18 protein-coding genes and 2 riboswitches are annotated in these 17743 nt (G+C 72.2%); of the genes, 9 read left to right on the forward strand and 9 right to left on the reverse strand.

The features are described 5' to 3' along the window. Positions 1-8: 8 nt before the first annotated feature. Both EUA93_RS08865 and EUA93_RS08870 read right to left on the reverse strand, forming a co-directional pair. Entirely contained in the window at positions 9-959 is a 951-nt protein-coding gene (locus EUA93_RS08865; RefSeq protein WP_129399794.1) for a class II glutamine amidotransferase, read from the reverse strand. Continuing rightward, the gene (locus EUA93_RS08870; RefSeq protein WP_129399795.1) at positions 959-2158 is read right to left on the reverse strand and encodes an acyl-CoA dehydrogenase family protein; all 1200 of its coding nucleotides are present in this window, start codon (positions 2156-2158) and stop codon (positions 959-961) included. The genes EUA93_RS08865 and EUA93_RS08870 overlap by 1 nt, the downstream gene beginning before the upstream one ends. A gap of 133 nt (positions 2159-2291) precedes the next feature. Here EUA93_RS08870 and EUA93_RS08875 point away from each other — a divergent pair, with 133 nt between their 5' ends. Then, on the forward strand, positions 2292-2573 hold the full coding sequence (locus EUA93_RS08875; protein WP_129399796.1) for a DUF4287 domain-containing protein: 282 nt from the start codon (positions 2292-2294) through the stop codon (positions 2571-2573). Positions 2574-2628: 55 nt separating this feature from the next. Here EUA93_RS08875 and EUA93_RS08880 read toward each other — a convergent pair whose 3' ends face one another. Continuing rightward, complete coding sequence (locus EUA93_RS08880) at positions 2629-3024, reverse strand: hypothetical protein (RefSeq protein ID WP_129399797.1); 396 nt, start codon at positions 3022-3024, stop codon at positions 2629-2631. Positions 3025-3177: 153 nt separating this feature from the next. Here EUA93_RS08880 and EUA93_RS08885 point away from each other — a divergent pair, with 153 nt between their 5' ends. Both EUA93_RS08885 and EUA93_RS08890 read left to right on the forward strand, forming a co-directional pair. Further along, positions 3178-3822, forward strand: coding sequence for a response regulator transcription factor (locus EUA93_RS08885; RefSeq protein WP_129399798.1), 645 nt, complete (start codon positions 3178-3180; stop codon positions 3820-3822). Further along, entirely contained in the window at positions 3819-5573 is a 1755-nt protein-coding gene (locus EUA93_RS08890) for a sensor histidine kinase (protein WP_129399799.1), read from the forward strand. The genes EUA93_RS08885 and EUA93_RS08890 overlap by 4 nt, the downstream gene beginning before the upstream one ends. On the opposite strand, the gene EUA93_RS08895 is transcribed toward EUA93_RS08890, so the two are convergent. Next, a complete protein-coding gene (locus tag EUA93_RS08895; protein ID WP_129399800.1) occupies positions 5570-6214 on the reverse strand; it encodes a TetR/AcrR family transcriptional regulator in 645 nt (214 codons plus the stop codon). The two genes, EUA93_RS08890 and EUA93_RS08895, sit on opposite strands and share 4 nt — an antisense overlap. 58 nt (positions 6215-6272) lie before the next feature. On the opposite strand from EUA93_RS08895, the gene EUA93_RS08900 reads away from it, so the two are divergent. From EUA93_RS08900 to EUA93_RS08910, 3 genes are all read left to right on the forward strand, one after another. Next, positions 6273-6788: a cupin domain-containing protein gene (locus tag EUA93_RS08900; protein WP_129399801.1), complete on the forward strand. Its 516-nt coding sequence runs from the start codon at positions 6273-6275 to the stop codon at positions 6786-6788. Positions 6789-6862: 74 nt separating this feature from the next. Next, complete coding sequence (locus EUA93_RS08905; RefSeq protein ID WP_129399802.1) at positions 6863-7138, forward strand: Fe-S cluster assembly protein HesB; 276 nt, start codon at positions 6863-6865, stop codon at positions 7136-7138. Between the two features lie 88 nt (positions 7139-7226). Continuing rightward, the gene (locus EUA93_RS08910) at positions 7227-7667 is read left to right on the forward strand and encodes a protein-tyrosine phosphatase family protein (protein WP_129399803.1); all 441 of its coding nucleotides are present in this window, start codon (positions 7227-7229) and stop codon (positions 7665-7667) included. 125 nt (positions 7668-7792) lie between these two features. Here the strand turns inward: EUA93_RS08910 and cobM are convergent, their stop codons facing one another. From cobM to EUA93_RS08925, 3 genes are read right to left on the reverse strand one after another with little or no spacing between them, the layout of a single operon-like run. Next, the gene (gene cobM, locus EUA93_RS08915; protein WP_129399804.1) at positions 7793-8530 is read right to left on the reverse strand and encodes a precorrin-4 C(11)-methyltransferase; all 738 of its coding nucleotides are present in this window, start codon (positions 8528-8530) and stop codon (positions 7793-7795) included. Beyond that, complete coding sequence (locus tag EUA93_RS08920) at positions 8527-10110, reverse strand: precorrin-2 C(20)-methyltransferase (RefSeq protein WP_129399805.1); 1584 nt, start codon at positions 10108-10110, stop codon at positions 8527-8529. Before EUA93_RS08920 ends, cobM begins: the two co-directional genes overlap by 4 nt. Next, positions 10107-10790, reverse strand: a complete 684-nt coding sequence (locus EUA93_RS08925) for a precorrin-8X methylmutase (protein WP_129399806.1) — start codon at positions 10788-10790, stop codon at positions 10107-10109. The genes EUA93_RS08920 and EUA93_RS08925 overlap by 4 nt, the downstream gene beginning before the upstream one ends. A gap of 48 nt (positions 10791-10838) precedes the next feature. Next, a riboswitch (cobalamin riboswitch) is annotated at positions 10839-10908 on the reverse strand. Positions 10909-10971: 63 nt separating this feature from the next. On the opposite strand from EUA93_RS08925, the gene EUA93_RS08930 reads away from it, so the two are divergent. Continuing rightward, positions 10972-11658 (forward strand): 4a-hydroxytetrahydrobiopterin dehydratase, encoded by a 687-nt coding sequence (locus EUA93_RS08930; protein ID WP_129399807.1) that lies wholly within the window; start codon positions 10972-10974, stop codon positions 11656-11658. Between the two features lie 96 nt (positions 11659-11754). Here the strand turns inward: EUA93_RS08930 and EUA93_RS08935 are convergent, their stop codons facing one another. Continuing rightward, positions 11755-12582, reverse strand: a complete 828-nt coding sequence (locus EUA93_RS08935; protein WP_129399808.1) for a nitrite reductase — start codon at positions 12580-12582, stop codon at positions 11755-11757. Next, positions 12576-12722: riboswitch (cobalamin riboswitch) on the forward strand. (Overlaps the previous gene by 7 nt.) A 30-nt stretch (positions 12723-12752) precedes the next feature. On the opposite strand from EUA93_RS08935, the gene cobN reads away from it, so the two are divergent. After that, positions 12753-16346, forward strand: a complete 3594-nt coding sequence (gene cobN / locus EUA93_RS08940) for a cobaltochelatase subunit CobN (protein ID WP_129399809.1) — start codon at positions 12753-12755, stop codon at positions 16344-16346. Next, positions 16343-17077: a precorrin-6A synthase (deacetylating) gene (gene cobF / locus EUA93_RS08945; RefSeq protein WP_129399810.1), complete on the forward strand. Its 735-nt coding sequence runs from the start codon at positions 16343-16345 to the stop codon at positions 17075-17077. Before cobN ends, cobF begins: the two co-directional genes overlap by 4 nt. A gap of 140 nt (positions 17078-17217) precedes the next feature. Here cobF and EUA93_RS08950 read toward each other — a convergent pair whose 3' ends face one another. After that, positions 17218-17628, reverse strand: coding sequence for a hypothetical protein (locus EUA93_RS08950; protein WP_129399811.1), 411 nt, complete (start codon positions 17626-17628; stop codon positions 17218-17220). Between the last annotated feature and the right edge of the window lie 115 nt (positions 17629-17743).

The raw sequence follows: 17743 nt of genomic DNA on the forward strand, positions 1-17743 counted from the left end.
TCGTACGCCTAGACCGACAACCTGCCGACGCTCCGGGTGACGCGCCCGCCCGTGTTCTCGAGGAACACGATCTCGCCGAACTCGACGGTCGACCAGCCGGTCTCGTCGTCGGTCAGGGGCTCGGAGGCGAACATCGCGACCGTGGCCTCGGCCTCGTCGCACGCCTCGAAGTCGTAGTCCTTGTCCTCTTCCGGGACGTGGCGCCCCATCAGCATGTACATCGGCTCCAGGAGCATCGAGAGGGCGTAGTCGTCCGTCCCGGGACCGGACTCGCGCAGCTTCCTCCAGTCACCGGCCGGGTTGGTCTCGCCGTGGTGCCCGAGGCCGACGTTGAACCCGATGATCCGGTTCGGCGACACCAGGGCCATCTTCATCTTGGCCAGGGCAGGCAGCTCGAGGTCCGCCATCGCCTGTGCGACGAGCCTGACCATCGTCTCGACGGCCCGCTGGACGTCCTCGTTGCTGTCGCCCTCGAGCAGGGACAGCAGGAGGACATAGAGGAACTCCGTGTCGGTCGTCCCGCGCATCTGTTTGAGGTACCTGTCCTCGCAGTGCTGCAGCAGCTCCCTCTGCAGGAGCATCCAGCCGGGCAGGTCGCCGTTCTGGGCCAGGATCCAGGGCGTCTCGTCGAAGGAGAACGGGTGACAGTTCTCGTCGACGATGACGGCTTTGGAGTCGTACGCCGCTGCGCGCACGTGGCCGAGCATCGTGCTCGTCCGCAGGCTCGGGATGATGCGGGTGGCGTTGTCGTCGTAGAAGGCAGCCATGGGGCGGCGGTAGAGGAAGGGATCCTCCGGCTCGAGCAGGTGCTCGCTCCACGCGCCGAACCCCCAGCCGGCCAGGTGCAGGTCCGGGTAGTGCTCGGGGTCGAGGGCCTGGTTGACCAGGCTGTTCGACGGCGTGAGCAGCAGGTCCTCGAGCGGGATCTCGGGGCCGATGTAGGCAAGGACGCGGCACATCAGACGAACGCGCTCTCGCCGGTGATGGCCCGACCGACGATCAGGGTGTTGATCTCGCGGGTGCCCTCGTAGGAGTAGATCGCCTCCGCGTCGGCGACGAAGCGGCCCACGTGGTGCTCGAGCAGGATGCCGTTGCCGCCGAGGACCTCGCGCGCCCAACCGACGGCCTCGCGCATCCTGACGGTCGCGTGCACCTTGCACAGCGAGGCGTGCTCGTCGCGGAGCAGGCCGGCGTCCTGCAGCTGGGATGCCCGGACGTTCATGGCGGTGGAGGCGGTGACGTTGCCGAGCATCTTCACGAGCAGGTCCTGCACCAGCTGGAACGACGCGATCGGACGGCCGAACTGCTCGCGGGCCTTGGTGTAGCGCAGGGCGTGCTCGAACGCGCCGCGCGCACATCCGGCCGCCTGCCAGGCCACGCCCATCCTGGTCACCCGCAGCACGTCGGCCGTCGAGCGGAAGCTCTCGGCCTTCTGCAGCCGGTTGGCCTCGGGGACGCGGACGTCGTGGAGGTGGATCTCGGCGTTCTGGACGACGCGCAGGGCGATCTTGTCCTCCTGCTTGTCGAAGGTCATGCCCTCGGCGTCCTTCTCGACGACGAACCCCTTGACCTGCCCGTCGGCCTCGTCGCGCGCCCAGATCACGACGAGGTCGGCGAAGGCGGCGTTGCCGATCCACTTCTTCTCGCCGTTGAGGATCCAGTCGTCGCCGTCACGCCGGGCGCTCGTGGCGAGACCGGCAGAGATCGCCGAGCCGACGTCGGGCTCGGTCAGGCCGAACGCGCCGATCAGCTCCATCCGGGCCATGGCCGGCAGCCAGCGCTCGCGCTGCTCGTCGGAGCCGCACAGGTTGATCGATCCCATCGCCAGACCGCCGTGGACGCCCATGAACGTGGCGATAGACGGGTCGATCCGACCGAGCTCCATGGCGACCATGCCGTCGACCAGCGCGCCTCGGTTGGGGCAGCCGGGTCCGTCGTAGGCCAGGCCCGCGATCCCGAGCTCCGCGAGGCCTGCGACCAGCTGGTGAGGGAACTCCGCGCGGGTCCAGTAGTCGTTGATGATCGGCTCGATCTCGCGCGTCGTGAACGCGCGCACGCGGCTGAGCAGCTCGCGGTCCTCCTCCTCGAGCAGCAGCTCAAAGCCGAGGAAGTCGGAGAAGGGGGAATCGGTGAGTCCGACGTCGTCGAGCGTGCTCATCAGGGGGATCTCCTCGTCGTGGCTGACCGCCACGGTAGACGCGCGGCTGAAAGCGCAGGCACGCAGCGGTTTCGGAGAAGCAGCACCGCGGCGGCGCAACTAGCGTTGTGACACACCACTGAAGGGACTCACGATGAGCTACCAGGCCTACCTCGACGCGATCGAGAAGAAGACCGGCAAGACGCCCCAGGAGCTGTTGGACGAGGCCGCGGCGCGTGGGTTCACCCCGCAGAGCAAGGCGGGCGACTTCGCGACCTGGCTCAAGGACGACTACGACGTCGGCAAGGGCCACGCGCAGGCACTCTTCGGCGTGCTCAAGAACGGGTCGACGATCAGCGACAAGCACGTCGGCACCGGCACCACCCACTCCGACGCCTCCACCGAGCTGCGGCTGGACGGCATCGACCGCCGCTGACGGGCACGCCAGCGCCGCCGGGCCCCCACGGCCCGGCGGCGTACTGGATCAGGGATCAGCCGCGCTTCGCCGGCGAGAAGATCAGCAGCGTGAAGACGACGGTGATCACGACCCCGGCGGCGACCAGGATCTTGATGCCGGCCGGGACGTCGACGAAGAAGGCCGGGAGCCCGGTCAGCGTGACGACGATCAGGCTGGCAGCGGTGAGCCGCGCGGCCGGGCGGCTGCCGGTGCGCCAGGCCATGACGCCCGCGACGAGGGCGATCACCGAGAGAACCGTGCAGACCCAGAGGATCGCCATCGGCGGACCGTCCTCGCCGCCGGTGTCCGGCGGCACGAAGGCGCTCGGGATGTTGGTGATCGCGTAGACGATCGCCAGGGCGAGGCCGACCTTGTTCCTGGTGCTCCAGGTGGCGGGAGCTGAGGTGCCCTGCGTTGCGGTGGTGGTCATCGGAATCTCCTCCGTCAGGTGATGGTGATTCCACCGTCGTCGCACGGGCGCCGGTCGGGATCGGCGTACGTTCCCCATCTTCAGGGACGACTCCCGGGTCGGGTAGGAGCAGGATCCCGGGTCAAAGGCGCCCGCAGGCAGGACGATGAGCCCATGACCCCGATCCGCGTCGTGCTGGTCGACGACCACCCGGTCGTCCTCGGCGGGCTGCGCGCACTGCTCGAGTCGCTGCCCGACTTCGAGGTGGTGGGTACGGCGACGGACGGCGAGGCCGGCGTGCGCGAAGTCGTGCTCACCAGGCCCGACGTCGTGCTGATGGACATCCGGATGCCCGGGATCGACGGGCTCGAGGCCACGCGCCGGATCCGGGAGAGAGCCGGCGGGGTGGCGGTGCTGGTGCTGACGATGTTCGACGACGACGACACCGTCTTCGGCGCGATGCGCGCCGGCGCCCAGGGTTACCTGCTCAAGGGCGCCGACCAGGTCGAGATCGACCGCGCGATCCGGGCGGTCGTCGCGGGCGAGGCGATCTTCAGCCCCGGTGTCGCGCAGCGGGTGCTCGGCTACTTCGCGTCGCCACCGCCGGTCGCCGACCCGTTCCCCGAGCTCACCGCCCGCGAGCGCGAGGTGCTCGACCTGATGGCGGCGGGTGAGCGCAACCAGGTCATCGCCGACCGGCTCTTCCTCTCGCCGAAGACCGTCGCCAACCACATCTCCTCGATCTTCGTGAAGCTCGCCGTCGCGGACCGGTCCGCCGCGATCGTGCGCGCACGGCGGGAGGGGTTGGGCGGGTCATGAGCCTCGTGGTCGCCGCCGCTGCCGTCCTCGGCCTTGTCACGACCGCGTCCGGCTGGTTCGTCTGGCAGAGCGGTCGCGCCCGTCCGTCCGCGGCATGCCTGGTGCTCGGCGGTGTCGCGCTGCTCGTCGGGAGCGCGGTCGTCCTGACCGACGTGCCCGGCGTCGCGCCGACGGCGTACGTCCTCGCCGCGGCGCTGCTGCTGCCCCTCGCCGTGCTGGCCTACCCCCGGCTCGCCTGGCGCGAGCCGGTCTCCTTCGTGCTGCTCATCGTCGTCGCCACGGCCGGTGCCCTCTGCGTGGTGTGGGAGGCGGCGCGGGAGGCGATGGGGTACGTCCTCGTGGTGGCGCTGCTGCTCCACGCGTGGTGGGCCTACGAGCAGGGCGACGCCGAGGACCGGCGGGCGCTGGCGTGGAGCTCGCTGGCCTGGATCGGCGGTGGGCTGGCGGCCGCGGCGGTGGGCTTCGTGAGCGAGTCGGCGGGCACCGGTGGCTTCCCCGAGCTGGCTCCGGCGTTCATCGCGTGCCTCGTCGTCGGACCGGTCGCGATGGTCGTCGGCGTGGTGCGCCCCGACGTGGTCGACGTACGCGGCCTCGTGACCCGGGCCGTGGTGGCGGGGACCGTGCTCGTCGGTTTCGCCTCCGCCGGGATCGGGATCACCTCGGGCGTCGAGGCGGTCCGCGGGCGTCCGCTGGAGTCGGTGCCGACGATCATGCTCTGCGCGGTCCTCGCCTTCGGGGTGCGGCCGCTGCAGGTGATGCTGCGCGGCGTCGTCGACCAGCTGCTCTTCGGCGACCGGCCCGACCCGCTGGCCGCGGCGTCGTCCCTCGCCGACCGGATCGGCGACGACCCGGCGCTCGCGCTGGCCGCCGTGCGCGAGGCGCTCGTCCTGCCCTACGCCAGCATCCGCTCGGGCGGTGAGGAGCTGGCGTCGTCGGGGACCGAGGTGACGCACACGCGGGTGCTGCCGCTGCGGCTCGGCCAGGACGAGGTGGGGGAGGTCGTCGTCGGGCTGCGCGCCGGGGACTTCGGGCTGTCGGCCGCGGACGAGGACGTGCTGCGGATCGTCGCGCCGCTGCTGGCGCAGACCCTGCGCGCGCGGCAGATGAGCCGCGACCTGCAGAAGTCGCGGGAGGCGGTCGTCGCGGCCGTCGAGGAGGAACGACGCCGGCTGCGGCGCGACCTCCACGACGGGCTCGGGCCGACGCTGAGCGGTGTGGCCTTCGCGACCGACGCGGCGCGCAACCAGGTGCGGTCGGACCCCGACCGCGCGGACCAGCTGCTCGTGCAGCTGCGGGCCGACACGGCCAGCGCCATCACCGAGATCCGACGGCTGGTCGAGGGCCTGCGGCCTCCCGCGCTGGACGAGCTCGGACTGGAGGGGGCGATCCGGCAGCACGCCTCCACGCTGCACTCCGCCGCAGGCGTGCCGTTGCCGGTGACCGTGTCGGCCTCGCCGCTGCCTGCCCTGTCGGCTGCCACGGAGGTCGCGGCCTACCGCATCGTGGTCGAGGCGCTCACCAACGTCGTACGCCACTCGTCCGCGACGTCCGCCTCCGTCTCGCTCGCCGTGGACGCGGGGGCCCTGGCGCTGGCGGTCCGGGACGACGGGCGGTCCGCAGGTGAGTGGACGCCCGGCGTCGGGATCGCGTCGATGCGCGAGCGCTCGCTCCAGGTCGGCGGGACGCTGACGGCGTGCGCCACTGGTGAGGGCGGGGTGGTCGAGGCCTCGATCCCGCTGGGTCCGGCCTAGCCGTTCAGCAGTGTGCGGCTCCAGACGTCGCCCAGTGCGGCGGCGTACTGCTCCGGGGTGCGGCCGCGTGAGGTGTAGGCGGCGAACCACTCCGGGCTGTTGGTAGACCAGACGAGGTCGGCGATGTCCTGGTCGGTGAGGTCGTCACGCACCTCGCCCGTGACCCGGAGGTCGGCCGCGAGCTGGAGCATGTTGGTGGCGCGACGCTCGGTGATGTGCCGCCACGCCTGCGCGCACTCGGGGTCGGTGAGTCCGGCGTCCCGCAGGGCGAGCAGCAGCGGCGAGATCGTCGGCATCAGCCGGGCCAGCGCGGCGGCGTACGTCTCGAGCTTGCGGCGCGCGCCCTCCGCGCGACGGATCTCCTGGACGTAGTCGCGCTCAGTCGCCGGAAGCGGTTGGGACGACGAGGCGAGCACCATGTCGACCACAGTGAGGAGCAGCTGTGGTTTGCGTCCGACCGCGGTGTATACCGTGTCCACCGACACGCCCGCCTGCCTCGCGATCTCGCTGACCGACGTCGCGGCGTAGCCGCCGGAGACGAACAGGTCGTGCGCGGCACCGAGGACCCGTGCGCGGGTCTGCTCGGCGGCCGCGCGCCGGGCGGAGGCGTCGTAGGTGCGGGCCTTGCGCTCGGTCGGCACGGGGCCCACGGTACTTGATATTCATCCGAAGTCGATTCGGATCAACGTGGGAGGCCCCATGGACGGCGAAGCGACAGTGGTCATGCGGGAGCCGGGCAGGCCCGCGCACGAGACCTGGGCGATGGGTTCGCTCTTCGAGCACCTGCTGGTGGCGGGGGAGTCCGAAGGGCGGCTGGGCGTCGCGGTGGTGACCCAGCCGCCCGGCATCGCGACCCCGCTGCACCGGCACACGCGCGAGGCCGAGGCGTTCTACCTGCTCGAGGGGGAGATGACCTATCGGGCAGGCGAGGAGCAGTTCGAGCTCTACGCCGGCTGCTTCATGTACCTCCCTCAGGGTCTGCCGCACGCCTTCCGCACCCGCGGGACGAGTCCCGTGCGCTACCTCGCGCTCACCGAGCCAGGCCACCTGCTCGGGCTGTACGACGAGGTGGGCGTCCCGGCCTCGGCTCGCCGGATCCCCGGGGAGGGCGAGGGGTTGCCGATGGCCGAGGAGATCGCGCGCTGGAACGAGGTCGGGCCGCGCTACGGGCTCGAGGTGGTCGGCCCGCCGATCGCCGAGGAGGCTCCGGCCTGACGCACTCGGTTTGGGTATCGGCCAGACATTCGCCATGGTGGAGGGGACACATTCGCCATACGGGAGGAGAGCCCATGCTTGCTCTCACCGAGAACGTGACCGAGATCGTCAACAAGCTCACCGACGAGGTGCCCGGCATCTCCGCGCTGCGCATCGCGACCGAGCCGGACGGGGAGTCGCTCTCCGTCAGCCCCGCTGAGGCGGCCGCACCGGACGACGTCGTGCTCGAGCAGGACGGCGCCACCATCTACGTCGACCAGCCGGCGTCGGAGTTCCTCGCCGACAAGATCCTCGACGGCGGCGTGGACGAGGAAGGCAACATCCAGTTCGCGCTGGGCCAGCAGGCCTGAGCTGATCACCAGTGGAGCCCCGAGCCTGTCGACACGGCTCGGGGCTTCGTTGTCTCCGGCCCGCTCCGCGGAACGATCTAGACGCGCGATGACCTCGCACGAGACGTGGGACCCGGCGGCGCCGGGCGTCGTCACGCTGCCGTCAGGGCGGCTGGTGCGCGGCCGCAGCCTGCGTCTGCCCGTGCCCGACGGCGTACGTCCCGACATTGGCGTCTACCTCCTCGGCTCGCCGCCCGACCCCGTGCCGTGGGAGAGCCGGTGGGTCAGGTGGCCGGACTTCTGGCTGCCGCGCGCCGGGGAAGACGCTCGTACGACGCTGCGTGAGGCGTGGGAGCGCTCGGTGCACGAGCGCGTCGAGGTGGCGTGCTCCGGCGGGCGTGGTCGGACCGGTACGGCGCTCGCCTGCCTCGCGGTCCTCGACGGCGTACCTCCGGGCGCCGCCGTGAGGTGGGTGCGCGAGCACTACCACCCGCGGGCGGTCGAGACGCCGTGGCAGCGGCGGTGGGTCGAAGGGTTCGTGGCGGGCTGAGGGGTCTCGTGATGGTCGCTAGCGCGACCTCCTCGACCAACGGTGGGCTTGGTTGGGGGCTTCGTTGTGTGTGCGGGTCTCGTGACGGTCGCTAGCGCGACCTCCTCGACCAGCGAAGGCGCGTGTCAGGTCCGGGGGCGGTCGGCCTGGTAGAGCCAGGACTCGGCGCCGTCCCGGGCGAGGGCTCGGCCGACGAGGATGACGGCGGCCTGCGTGAGCTCGGCTGCTTCGACCTGGTCGGCGATGTCGGCGAGCGTGCCGCGGAGGACGAGCTCGTCGGGCTGGGTGGCGCGGTAGACGACGGCGACGGGGCAGTCGGCGCCGTACTCCTCGACGAGCTCAAGAGCCAGCGACCGGGTCTTCGTGATCGCGAGGTGGAGGCAGAGCGTCGCTCTGGTGGCGGCGAAGGCGGCGAGCGACTCCGTCTCGGGCATCGCGGTGGAGCGGGCCTGGGTGCGGGTCAGGACCACCGACTGCGTGACGAGGGGGACCGTGAGCTCGCGGCCGACAGCGGCGGCAGCGGCGGCGTACGCCGGGACTCCCGGGCACACGTCCCACGCGACCCCGGCGGCGTCGAGTCGGGCGGTCTGCTCGGCGAGCGCGGAGTAGAGCGAGGGGTCGCCGGAGGTGAGGCGGACGACCTCGAGGCCGTCGGCGGACGCGTCGACCATGACCGAGGTGATCTGGTCGAGGTCGAGCTTCTGGGTGTCGACCTGGCGGGCGTCGGCGCAGTGGGAGAGCACCTCGGCGTCGAGGTAGGTCCCCGGGTAGAGCACGACGTCGGCGGCTGCGAGCAACGACGCAGCGCGCAGGGTGATCAGGTCCGCGGCGCCGGGGCCGGCGCCGACGAAGTGGACGGTCACTCGCCCTCCACGAACCGCGGCGTCCAGACCTGTCCGGCTGGGGTCACGGTGGTCGACGAGGCGCCGATGATCAGCAGGCACTTCATGTCGATCGTGTCGGCCTCGAGCTCGGCGAGGGTGGTCACGGTCAGCGACTCTTCAGAACGCCCGACGTCGCGACCGACCACGACGACCGTGTCGGGGCTGCGGTGCTCGAGGAAGAGCTTCTGCAGGTCGGCGACCTGCGTGGTGCGGCTGCGCGAGGCGGGGTTGTAGGCCGCGAGCACCAGGTCGGCCTCGGCGATCGCGCGCAGGCGCTTCTCCACCACCGCCCACGGCTTGAGCCGGTCGCTCAGAGACAGGACCGCGAAGTCCGCGCCCACCGGGGCTCCTGCCTTGGCCGCGACGGCCTGCACGGCGCTGACGCCGGGGACGACCTCGACGGGTACGTCGGGAAAGTCGACGGCAGCCTCGAACACGGCACTCGCCATCCCGAAGACGCCCGCGTCCCCGCCGGACACGACGGCCACCTTCTCGCCGCTCTGGGCCAGCTCGAGTGCGTGGCGGGCGCGGTCGACCTCGACGGTGTTGCCGGACGCGTGGCGGGTGAGGCCCTCGCGCTGGGGGACGCGGTTGACGTAGGGCGCGTAGCCGACGACGTGGTCGACGTCCTCCAGCGCGGCCCTGGCCTCGGGGGTCAGCCACTTGTCGGGGCCGGGGCCCAGGCCGATCACGCGGAGAGGGCTGGGGGGTTTCGTGACGGGCGCCAGCGCGCCCTCCTCAACCAGCGAGGGCTGGGCGCCGCCCTCAACCAGCGGGGGGTGCGCGCCCTCCTCGACCAGCGACGCGGTGGCCGTCCGTCGGCCGTGGGGGTCCTCGGACTTCGAGTCGCCGGGGACGACGATCAGTGAGAAGTAGGGGACGGACGTGGGGTCGACGTCGACCACGGGCATCCAGCGCTCGGCGGGCATCGAGGCGCGCTCGACGTAGAGCGCGTGCTCGAGGCGGCCGGCCTGGCGCAGCGCCTCGACCACGCGGGGGAAGGTGCGGCCGAGCTTCATGATGATGGCGCCGTCGGTGTCGGCGAGGCGGCGGGCGAGCTCGGGCTCCGGGAGGGTGCCGGGGAGGACGGTGAGCACGTCGGTCTGCCGCACGAGCGGCGAGGCGAGGACGGCGGTGGCGGCGGCGAAGGCCGGCACGCCCGGGACGACCTCGGTCGCGAAGCGCGGGGAGAGGCGGTCGTGGAGGTACATGAAGGAGCCGTAGAACAGCGGGTCGCCCTCGGCCAGCACCACGACCGTCCGGCCGGCCTCGAGGTGCGCGCCCAGCCGGGCGGAGCAGGACTCGTAGAACTCGGCCATCGCGCCGGCGTACCCACCCGGGTGCGCGGTCTCGCCCGTCGTCACGGGGTAGCGCAGCTCCTCCTCGATCGCGGTGCTCGGGATGAGCTCGTCGGCGATGGTGCGGGCGTTGGAGGTCTTGCCGACCCCTGCGTGGTACGCGATCACGTCGGCCTCGGCAATCAGCCGGGCGGCCTTGCGGGTGATCAGCTCGGGGTCGCCGGGGCCGAGCCCGACGCCGTACAGCCGGCCGGCGCTCATTCCTTCTCCTGGGCGAGCGCGTTGAGGGCGGAGGCGGTCATCGCCGAGCCGCCGCGGCGGCCGCGGATGGTGAGGAACGGGATGTCGATCTCGGCCTCCTCCAATGCCTGCTTGGACTCCGCGGCACCGATGAAGCCGACCGGGCAGCCGACGATCGCGGCCGGGCGCGGAGCACCGTCGAGGATCATCTCGAGCAGGTGGAAGAGGGCGGTGGGGGCGTTGCCGATCGCGATGACGGCGCCGTCGAAGCGGTTCTCGAGCAGCGACAGCGCGGCGGCGGAGCGCGTCGTACCCATCGCTCTCGCGAGCGCGGGCACCCGCTCGTCGCGGAGTGCGCAGAGCACCTCGTTGTCCTTCGGCAGCCGGGCGCGGGTGACGCCGCTGGCGACCATGCCGGCGTCGGTGATGATCGGGGCGCCGAGGTTGAGCGCGGTGCGGGCGCTGACCACGAGCCGGTCGTGGATGACGAGGTCGTGGGCGAGGTCGATCTGCCCGGTGCCGTGGACCATGCGGACGGCGACCCGCTCGGCGTCGGCGGGCAGGTGGTCGAACCCGGTCTCGCGGCGGATCGTCGCGAACGAGTCGACGTAGATCGCGGCACCGTCGTCGATGTAGTCGTAGCGCTTGGTCGGGCGCTGGACCCCGCTCTGGGTCGCGCTCTGGGTGGTCGTCAGGCTCATCACTGCTCCTCGGGGTTCTCGCCCCTGGTCGGCTGGACGTCGCGCGGGCAGTGTCTGGCTTCGTCCCTCGCGGGGACTGACAGTGGCGGAACCGCCCCGGACTCGCACCGGGTTCCTGCGTCTCGTGACGGGGGCAGCCTAGGGCCTTGCGGCGGCGGTCCGCGTGGGGGAGTGTCCCGGCATGGACATGATCCCGAGTGCGCAGATCACCGAGGCCGGGCTGACCGACTGGCGCAAGCTGGCCCAGGGGCTCCACGCCCGCTACCTCGTGGACTCCTTCGCGGACGGCGTACGCCTCGTCTCCGCGATCTCCGACGCCGGTGACGAGGTCGGGCACCACCCGCGCGTCGTGATCGGCAACGGTCACGTCGACCTCGAGCTGGTCACGCCGGACGCGATCTACCGCGACGACGACGGCACGGAGTACGTCGTGGAGTGGCCGACGCAGCAGGACCTCGACCTCGCCCGGACGATCGCCTCGCTCGCCTCCGACCTCGGCCTGACCGCGGACCCGGCGTCGGTCGCGGAGCTCGAGCTCGGGCTCAACGTGGACTCGTCGAGCGACGTGGCGCCCGTGTGGGCGGCCCTGCTCACCGGCGACCTCGCCTCCCAGGGGCGCGGGTCACCCTCCGACGAGGTGCGCGACGGGTCGAACCGGGTGGCGAACCTGTGGTTCGACGACCTCGACGAGGACGCCGCTCCGGGGCAGCGGTTCCACGTGGAGGTGTACGTCGCTGCGGAGGCGCGCGACGCTCGGGTGGCCGCCGCCCTCGCTGCCGGCGGCACGGTCGTGGACGACTCGCAGGCGCCCGGGCTGACGGTGATCGCCGACCAGGAGGGCAACCGGGGCGTCATCTGCGTGGCGTGATCGCTCGCTGCTCAGCCAGCGGCGAGTGGGGAACGGTCGGGTTGGCGTAACCGGCCGGCGGGAACCCGACGGTTCCCCACCCGGGTGGCGGGTGGGTCACCCGAGAGCGATCAGGGACTTCCACGGGGTCACGACCAGCGCCTCCGGCAGCGTGACCGAGAGCTTTCGGTCGAGCACGCCACCCTCGATCGGGACGTGCACGACTCCTTGCGCGACCTCGCCCGGGGGCGGGGGGTCGGAGGCGACGAGGGCGCGGGGGTCGGGGTCCTGCGAGGGGAGGGCGACCGGGAGCTCGTCGACGTGCCAGGCGGCGTCGTCGCCGCGGCCCCGGACCTGCTGGAAGGCGCGGGCCAGCCCGTTGAGGCGGGCGGCGGCCTCGGTGAGCGGGACGACCGGGCCCCAGGCCGACGACCCGATCCGCAGCTGCACCTCGCCCGGGGAGAGCGCGACCAGGCCGAGGTCGGTCGAGCGCCCGGCGAGGTCGCCGCGGCCGTCGTCGAGGACGAAGAGGAAGCGGCCGGGCAGCGACGCCAGCGACGGTGTGGCGCACATGCGCGCGTCGAGCTCGGCGACGACGGGGCGCAGGTCCGCGCGTCCGCCGACCAAGCCCGACAGCGGTGAGGCCATCACGTTGCGGACGAGCTCGTGCGCCGGGTGGGGCAGCAGCCCGGTGTCGCGGATCGCGGAGACCACCTCGTCCGGCAGCGAAGCACCGGAGCAGGGCAGCGCGCGCAGCTGGAGGTTCGCCCGCTTGGTCAGGTGGACCTGCCCGTCGCCGTACTCCTCCGCGACCGCGACCAGCGACAGCAGTGTCGAGCGCGAGAGGTGACCGCCCGGGAGGCGCAGCCGGACGAGCGCTCCGTCGTCCGCCGGCCACGGTCGGAAGACGCCCGGGCAGAGGTCGCCTCGGGTGCGCTCGGTCATGGGCCGAGTGTGGCAGTAGGCTCGCGGCAGCCACCTGCGTGGGACCAGGAACCCGGTGCGAGTCCGGGGCGGTTCCGCCACTGTCAGGCCCGCCAACCGGTGGGCCGAGCCAGACACTGAGCCACGCGGGATCCGACGAACGAGGGGCGAGAACCCCCCTGGAGGAAATCGTGCGCATCGCACTCCTGTCCACGTCCGACACCGACCTGCTGAGCGCCCGGGCGTCCGGCGCCGACTACGTCCTCGCCAACCCGGCGCGGCCCGGCCACCAGTCGATGGCCGCGGTGATCGAGGGCTGCGACCTCGTCATCGGCCGGCTGCTCGGCTCGCCGCAGGACCTCTGCTCCGGCTTCACCCGTGTCGCCGCGACCGGCATGCCCGTCGTCGTCCTCGGCGGGGAGCAGTCGCCGAGCGCCGAGCTGATGGAGCTGTCGTCGGTGCCGATGGGCGTCGCGGCCGAGGCGCACCGCTACCTCGCCGAGGGCGGCCCGGAGAACCTCACCCAGCTCCACGCCTTCCTCTCCGACACCGTCCTGCTCACCGGCGAGGGCTTCGAGCCGCCCGCGGTGCTGCCGCAGTGGGGGTACGCCACCCGCCCGCAGGCCGAGACGGTCGCGGAGGGCAAGGCCCGGGTCGGGGTGCTCTACTACCGCGCCCACGAGGCGAGCGGCAACACCGCCTTCGCCCACGCGCTCGCCGACGCGGTCGACGCGACCGGCCACGCGGTCGGCGTCCCGATCTTCGCGGGCTCCCTGCGCTCCGCGCCCGACGAGCTGTACGACGCCTTCGGCTCGCTCGACGCGCTGATCGTCACCGTGCTCGCGGCCGGCGGCAGCACGCCCGCGAGCGCCAGCGCGGGCGGCGACGACGAGTCGTGGGACGTGGCGCGGATGTCGGCGCTCGACATCCCGATCATCCAGGGCCTGTGCCTCACGAGCAGCCGCGAGGAGTGGCTCGCCTCCGACGACGGCGTCAGCCCGCTCGACTCGGCGACCCAGATCGCGATCCCCGAGTTCGACGGCCGCATCATCACCGCGCCGTTCTCCTTCAAGGAGGTCGACTCCGACGGGCTGCCGCACTACGTCGCCGACGCCGAGCGCTGCGCGCGCGTGGCCGGCATCGCGGTCAAGCAGGCCCGCCTCCGCTCCCTCCCGAACGCCGAGAAGCGGCTCGCGCTCGTGCTGTCGGCGTACCCCACCAAGCACGCCCGCATCGGCAACGCCGTCGGCCTCGACACCCCCGTCTCCGCGATCCGAATGCTCAACCGGCTGCGGGCGGAGGGCTACGACCTCGGCGCCGACAACGTCGTCACCGACATCCTCGAGCGCGACGCCACCGACACCGAGAAGGGCGACGCGCTGATCCACTCGCTCATCGAGGCGGGCGGCCAGGACGAGGAGTGGCTGACGCACGCGCAGCTGATCGACGCGCACGTGCGGATCACGCCGGAGCAGTACGCCGACTGGACCGCCGACCTGCCCGAGGACCTGAAGGCCGACATGGTCGAGGCCTGGGGCGAGGGCACCGGGTCGCTCTTCACCAACGACGCCGGCGAGCTCGTCCTCGCGACCGTGCAGGCCGGCAACGTGGTGCTGATCATCCAGCCGCCGCGCGGCTTCGGCGAGAACCCGATCGCGATCTACCACGACCCCGACCTGGCTCCGACCCACCACTACATGGGCGCCTACCGCTGGCTCGAGCAGGGCTTCGGGGCCGACGCCGTCGTGCACCTCGGCAAGCACGGCTCGCTCGAGTGGCTGCCCGGCAAGAACGCCGCGCTGTCGGCCTCCTGCGGCACCGACGCGGCGCTCGGCAACCTGCCGATGATCTACCCGTTCCTCGTCAACGACCCCGGTGAGGGCGCGCAGGCCAAGCGCCGCGCACACGCCACGATCGTCGACCACCTCGTGCCGCCGATGGCGCGCGCGGAGTCCTACGGCGACATCGCCCGGCTCGAGCAGCTCCTCGACGAGCACGCCAACATCGCCGCGATGGACCCGGCCAAGCTGCCGGCGATCCGCGGCGAGATCTGGCAGCTCATGCACGCCGCCGAGATGCACCGCGACCTCGGCCTCGACGAGCAGCCGGACGACGAGTCGTTCGACGACTTCATCATGCACGTCGACGGCTGGCTCTGCGAGATCAAGGACGCCCAGATCCGCGACGGCCTGCACATCCTCGGCGACGCCCCGGCCGGCGAGGCCCGGGTCAACCTGGTGCTCGCGATCATGCGTGCCTCGCAGGTCTTCGGCGGGCAGGCCCAGGCGGTGCCGGGCCTCCGGGCAGCGCTCGGCCTGAAGGAGGGCGCCGAGGCCACCACCGCCGTCGACGCGATCGAGGCCAAGGCCCGTGAGCTCGTGCAGGCGATGGACGCCGCCGACTGGGACGTCGCCGCAGCGGCCACGCTCCACGACGACCCCGAGGTCCAGCGGGTGCTGGAGTTCGCGGCCACCCAGGTCGTGCCTCGCCTCGCCCGCACCACCGACGAGATGGACGCCGTCGTGCACGCGCTCGACGGCGGCTTCATCGCCGCCGGCCCGTCCGGCTCGCCGCTGCGCGGGCTGGTCAACGTGCTCCCGACCGGCCGCAACTTCTACACCGTCGACCCGCGCGCGGTGCCGTCGCGCCTGGCCTGGCAGACCGGCATGGCGATGGCCGAGTCGCTCGTCGCGAAGTACGTCGACGAGACCGGCGGCTACCCCGAGTCGGTCGGCCTGTCCGTCTGGGGCACCAGCGCGATGCGGACGTCCGGCGACGACATCGCCGAGGTGCTCGCGCTGATGGGCGTGCGCCCCGAGTGGGACCCGGCCTCGCGCCGCGTCAACGACCTCACGGTCATCCCGCTCGACGAGCTCGGCCGCCCGCGCATCGACGTCACGGTCCGGATCTCCGGCTTCTTCCGCGACGCCTTCCCGCACGTGGTCTCGATGCTCGACGACGCCGTCCGGCTGGTCGCCTCGCTCGACGAGCCGGACGAGCAGAACTACGTCCGCGCGCACACCCGCGCCGACCTCGCCGAGCACGGCGACGAGCGCCGCTCGACCACGCGCATCTTCGGCTCCAAGCCCGGGTCGTACGGCGCCGGCATCCTCCAGGTCGTCGAGTCCGGCAACTGGCGCAGCGACCAGGACCTCGCCGAGGTCTACACGGCCTGGGGCGGCTTCGCCTACGGCCGCGACCTCGACGGCGCGCCCGCCGCCGACGACATGCGCACCAACTACAGGCGCATCAAGGTCGCCGCGAAGAACGTCGACACCCGCGAGCACGACATCGCCGACAGCGACGACTACTTCCAGTACCACGGCGGCATGGTCGCCACGGTGCGCGCGCTGACCGGCAGCGACCCCAAGGCGTACGTCGGTGACTCGACGACCCCGGACGCGGTGCGGACCCGGACGCTCCAGGAGGAGACGAACCGCGTCTTCCGCGCGCGCGTCATCAACCCGCGCTGGATCGGCGCGATGCAGCGCCACGGCTACAAGGGCGCCTTCGAGCTCGCCGCCACCGTCGACTACCTCTTCGGCTTCGACGCCACCGCGGGCGTGGTGCACGACTGGATGTACGAGTCGCTGGCCAAGGAGTACGTCCTCGACGAGACCAACCAGCAGTTCCTGCGCACGTCGAACCCGTGGGCGCTGCGCGGCATCGTCGAGCGGCTGCACGAGGCCGCCGACCGTGGCCTCTGGGCCGAGCCGGACGCCGACGTGATGGCCGCGCTGCAGCAGGTCTACCTCGACGTCGAGGGTGAGCTGGAGGACCGGTGACGTCCCGGGTCCGCATCATCGGGATCGGCTGCCACCCGGAGCAGCTGACCCTGGAGGCGCGGTCCGCGATCGAGTCCTGTGACTACGTGATCGCGGCCGACAAGGGCCAGGACGACCCGCTCCTCGCGCTGCGTCGCTCGATCTGCTCCTCGGCCGGCGTCGAGCTGGTCGCCGTGCCCGACCCGTCGCGTGACCGCTCCTCGGGCCTCGACGAGGCCGGCTACGACGGGGCGGTCCTCGACTGGCACGACGCCCGCGCAGCGGCGTACTCCTCCGTCATCTCCGCGCGACCGGGCACGGTCGGCTTCCTGGTGTGGGGCGACCCGGCGTTCTACGACTCGACGATCCGCGTCGTCGACCGGCTGGGACTGGAGTACGACGTCCTGCCGGGCGTCTCCGCCATCTCGCTCCTCGCCGCCCGCCACCGGCTCGTGCTCCACGAGGTCGGCCGACCGGTGCTGGTCACGACCGGCCGCCGGCTCGCCGCCGAGGTCGAGGCCGGGCACGACAACCTCGTGGTGATGCTCGACGGCCGCCTCCAGGCCTCGGAGCTGCCGGACGACTGGGACATCTGGTGGGGCGCCAACCTCGGCAGCCCGCACGAGGAGCTGGTCTCCGGACGCCTGGCCGACGTGGTCGGCGAGATCACTGCATCACGGAGCCGGGCGAAGGACGCCGACGGCTGGGTGATGGACACCTACCTGTTGCGGCGCGCGTCCCCCGCTGGTTGAGGAGGTCGCGCAGCGCGATCCCCGCTGGTTGAGGAGGTCGCGCAGCGCGATCCCCGCTGGTTGAGGAGGTCGCGCAGCGACCGTCTCGAAACCCCTCAGCCCTGGTCGCCGGGCCAGGGTGCCGGGTCGCCCTCGGCTCGTCACAGGACAACGGATCCCGGCGAGCGGTGCTCGGCGCTGGGCGGGCAGGTGCCCATGGCGGCGCAGGTGACGATCCCGACGACGACGACGATCGCGGCTGCGAGCGGGACGGCGAAGATGACGTACTCGAACCCCTGGAGCCAGCCGCCGCCCGGCCCGACGCTCTCGACGTACTCGGCCGAGCCCCACCACAGGCCGGCGACCACACCGAGGCCGGCGACGGCTCCGACGTGCCAGCAGAGCTCGCACGCCAGGACCACGAGGACGGCCGCGCCCGAGGCGGCCAGGAGGTAGACGCGTCCGTCGATGCCGTAGGAGTCGACGGCGAGCGCGTGGGCGGTGCCGAGCCAGGCGAGGGCGACGGCGATGACCGAGGGGACGAGGGCGACGGAGGCGTGGGTGCGAGGCATGGCGCCACGGTAGGAATCGCGGGCACCGACTGGATTGAGCACTGGTGCTCAGCCGGCATGGCCCGCTCGGACAAGAAATCAAAGTTGAGGGGAATCGACTCAACTTCTGGTGCGT

Source organism: Nocardioides oleivorans, assembly GCF_004137255.1.
Taxonomy (GTDB): domain Bacteria; phylum Actinomycetota; class Actinomycetes; order Propionibacteriales; family Nocardioidaceae; genus Nocardioides; species Nocardioides oleivorans.

What these genes read in the sequence shown, in the direction of transcription:
- EUA93_RS08950 (WP_129399811.1), bottom strand. Translation starts at nt 17,628, where the DNA reads ATGCCTCGCACCCACGCCTCCGTCGCCCTCGTCCCCTCGGTCATCGCC.
- EUA93_RS08930 (WP_129399807.1), top strand. Translation starts at nt 10,972, where the DNA reads ATGGACATGATCCCGAGTGCGCAGATCACCGAGGCCGGGCTGACCGAC.
- EUA93_RS08870 (WP_129399795.1), bottom strand. Translation starts at nt 2,158, where the DNA reads ATGAGCACGCTCGACGACGTCGGACTCACCGATTCCCCCTTCTCCGAC.
- EUA93_RS08925 (WP_129399806.1), bottom strand. Translation starts at nt 10,790, where the DNA reads ATGAGCCTGACGACCACCCAGAGCGCGACCCAGAGCGGGGTCCAGCGC.
- EUA93_RS08900 (WP_129399801.1), top strand. Translation starts at nt 6,273, where the DNA reads ATGGACGGCGAAGCGACAGTGGTCATGCGGGAGCCGGGCAGGCCCGCG.
- EUA93_RS08905 (WP_129399802.1), top strand. Translation starts at nt 6,863, where the DNA reads ATGCTTGCTCTCACCGAGAACGTGACCGAGATCGTCAACAAGCTCACC.
- EUA93_RS08885 (WP_129399798.1), top strand. Translation starts at nt 3,178, where the DNA reads ATGACCCCGATCCGCGTCGTGCTGGTCGACGACCACCCGGTCGTCCTC.
- EUA93_RS08875 (WP_129399796.1), top strand. Translation starts at nt 2,292, where the DNA reads ATGAGCTACCAGGCCTACCTCGACGCGATCGAGAAGAAGACCGGCAAG.
- EUA93_RS08880 (WP_129399797.1), bottom strand. Translation starts at nt 3,024, where the DNA reads ATGACCACCACCGCAACGCAGGGCACCTCAGCTCCCGCCACCTGGAGC.
- EUA93_RS08890 (WP_129399799.1), top strand. Translation starts at nt 3,819, where the DNA reads ATGAGCCTCGTGGTCGCCGCCGCTGCCGTCCTCGGCCTTGTCACGACC.
- EUA93_RS08920 (WP_129399805.1), bottom strand. Translation starts at nt 10,110, where the DNA reads ATGAGCGCCGGCCGGCTGTACGGCGTCGGGCTCGGCCCCGGCGACCCC.
- EUA93_RS08865 (WP_129399794.1), bottom strand. Translation starts at nt 959, where the DNA reads ATGTGCCGCGTCCTTGCCTACATCGGCCCCGAGATCCCGCTCGAGGAC.
- EUA93_RS08910 (WP_129399803.1), top strand. Translation starts at nt 7,227, where the DNA reads ATGACCTCGCACGAGACGTGGGACCCGGCGGCGCCGGGCGTCGTCACG.
- EUA93_RS08935 (WP_129399808.1), bottom strand. Translation starts at nt 12,582, where the DNA reads ATGACCGAGCGCACCCGAGGCGACCTCTGCCCGGGCGTCTTCCGACCG.